Consider the following 2779-nt stretch of genomic DNA (forward strand, 5'->3'; position numbering starts at 1 on the left):
ACATCTTCATCAGCGCAGGCTTTCCTCCTGCCATTAAAGTCGGCGGCACCCTCACGCCCATGCCCCACAAAGCGCTGACCGGCGCGGACACCGCCGCCATCGCCGAATCCACCATGAACCCCGACCAGCTCGAAGCCTTCAACCGCGACTGGGAAATCAACTATTCCGTCCAATCGCGCAGCAACACGCGCTACCGCGTCAACGCCTACCACGAGCAAGGCCGCGTCGGCATGGTATTGCGCCGCGTCAGCCAAGACATTCCCGAGATGAAGACCCTCGGCTTACCCGAAAAGCTCCAAGAGCTTGCACTCGCACCGCGCGGCCTGCTGATCCTCGCCGGCCCGACCGGTTCGGGTAAGTCCACCACCATGGCCTCCATGCTCAACTACCGCAACCAAAAGCTGCCCGGCCATATCGTTACCATCGAAGACCCCATCGAGTTTATCTACAAACCTTGCCGCAGCATCTTCACCCAGCGCGAAATCGGCATCGATACCGACAACTGGAAAACCGCCGTTCAAAGCGCCATGCGTCAAGCACCCGATGTCGTCTGTATCGGCGAAGTCCGCAGCGAAGAAAGCATGGAATACGCCCTCCAACTGGCTCAAACCGGCCATCTGTGCGTTTTCACCATCCATGCCAGCACGGCCTCCCAAACCATCGAGCGCATCATCAACTTCTATCCGGAAGACCGACGCCAACAGGTTTTGATGGATTTGGCGTTGAACCTCGTCGGCATCATCGGCCAACGCCTCACCATCAAGAAAAACCGCCAACGCACGGCCGTTACCGACCTCCTGCTCAACACGCCGGCCATGCAGGACTTGATTTTCAAAGGCGAATTGCTGGAAATCCGCGACCTGATGGCACGCTCCGGCAGCAACGGCATGCAGACGTTCGACCAAAATCTCTTCACCCTCTACGCACAAGGCCAAATTGAACTCAGCGAAGCCCTGCGCCAAGCGGTATCCGCCAACGATTTGCGCCTGCGCATTCAAATGCACGACGAGGGCAACAATACCGAACGCCTCTACGACCGCATCAGCGACCTCAACCTGATGACCTAATGGCGCAAGCCAAAAAAGGCCGTCTGAACAAATGTGGAAACGAAATCAAGTATTTTCCCGTATCCGTTCAGACGGCCTTATCCTATTTCAAGCATTCTGAAACCGACTGAAAATCCTGTTAAAATCCAATCATTCATCTCATAACAAATAAAACAACCCAATCATGAAAACTCCGCCGCTCAAACCTCTGATCATTGCCTCCCTGCCCGTCTTCGCCAGCGTGTTCATCGCCGCTACCCTCGTTTGGCACTTCAACACGCCTAAGCTCGTCATGCCCTTCGTACTCGGCATTATTGCCGGCGGTTTGGTCGACTTGGACAACCGCCTCACAGGCCGTCTGAAAAACATCGTCATCACCGTTGCCCTGTTCACCCTCTCTTCGCTGCTTGCCCAAAGCACCATCGGCACAGGCGTTCCCTTCATCTTGGCCATGACCCTGATGACTTTCGGCTTTACCATCCTCGGCACCGTCGGCCTCAAATACCGCACCTTCGCTTTCGGTGCGCTCGCCGTCGCCACCTACACCACGCTGACCTACACCCCCGAGACCTACTGGCTGACCAACCCCGTCATGATTCTGTTGGGCACTGTTCTATACAGCGTCAACACCCTGATCTTCCAAATCATCCTGCCCCACCGCCCTGTCCAAGAAACCGTCGCCAACGCCTATGATGCACTCAGCAACTACTTCGATGCCAAAGCCGACTTTTTCGATCCAGACGAAGCCGCATGGTTGGGCAACCGCCAAATCGACTTGGCCATGAGCAACACCGGCGTGATTACCGCCTTCAACCAATGCCGCGGCGCACTTTTCTACCGGTTGCGCGGCCAACACCGCCATCCGCGTACCGCCAAAATGCTGCGCTACTACCTCTGCGCGCAAGACATGCACGAACGCATCAGCTCCGCCCACGTCGATTACAGCGAAATGGCCGAGCAGCTCAAAAACACCGACCTCATCTTCCGCATCCGCCGCCTGCTCGAAATGCAAGGTCAGGCGTGCCGCAACGTTGCCGCCTCCCTGCGCAACAACAAACCCTACGCATACAGCAAACGCCTCGGCCGCGCCATGGAAGGCTGCCGCCAATCCCTCAGCCATTTTGCCGAGACCCATGCCGACAATGCCAACCTCCACAATATCCGCCGCCTGCTCGACAACCTCAGCAGCGTCGATTACCAACTGCGGCAACTGCAAAACGATGCGTCCCTTGCCGAAAACGACAACGCCAACACCCGCATCGCCGCCCTTGAAAACACCAAGTTCCGCAATATCGGCGAGACCGTCCTCAGCCAACTCAATTTCGACTCCAGCGTATTCCGCCATGCCACTCGCCTCTCCATCGTCGTTGCCGCGGCCTGCATCATTGTCGAAATCCTCCATCTCAACCTCGGCTACTGGATTCTGCTGACCGCCCTTTTCGTCTGCCAGCCTAACTACACCGCCACCAAAAGCCGTGTGTACCAACGCATTGCCGGTACGATTCTCGGCGTGATTGTCGGTTCGCTCGTTCCCTACTTCACCCCGTCCGTTGAAACCAAGCTCTGGATTGTCATCGCCAGCACAACCCTGTTTTTCATGACCCGAAGCTACAAATACAGCTTCTCCACCTTCTTCATCACCATCCAAGCCCTGACCAGCCTCTCGCTTGCCGGTTTGGACGTGTACCACGCCATGCCCATCCGCATCATCGACACCATCGTCGGTTCCGTTA

General features: G+C 56.7%; 2 protein-coding genes. Both read left to right on the forward strand.

Annotated features, from left to right (window positions below; all coding sequences use genetic code 11):
• Window positions 1–1067: PilT/PilU family type 4a pilus ATPase (locus ACTHUE_RS14650; RefSeq protein ID WP_440423862.1), on the forward strand; the 1067-nt coding region annotated here is incomplete at its 5' end.
• A gap of 163 nt (window positions 1068–1230) precedes the next feature.
• A partial coding sequence (gene yccS / locus ACTHUE_RS14655; RefSeq protein ID WP_440423864.1) for a YccS family putative transporter occupies window positions 1231–2779 on the forward strand: 1549 nt, incomplete at its 3' end.

The sequence above is a fragment of the Neisseria sp. P0021.S005 genome (genome assembly GCF_051956955.1).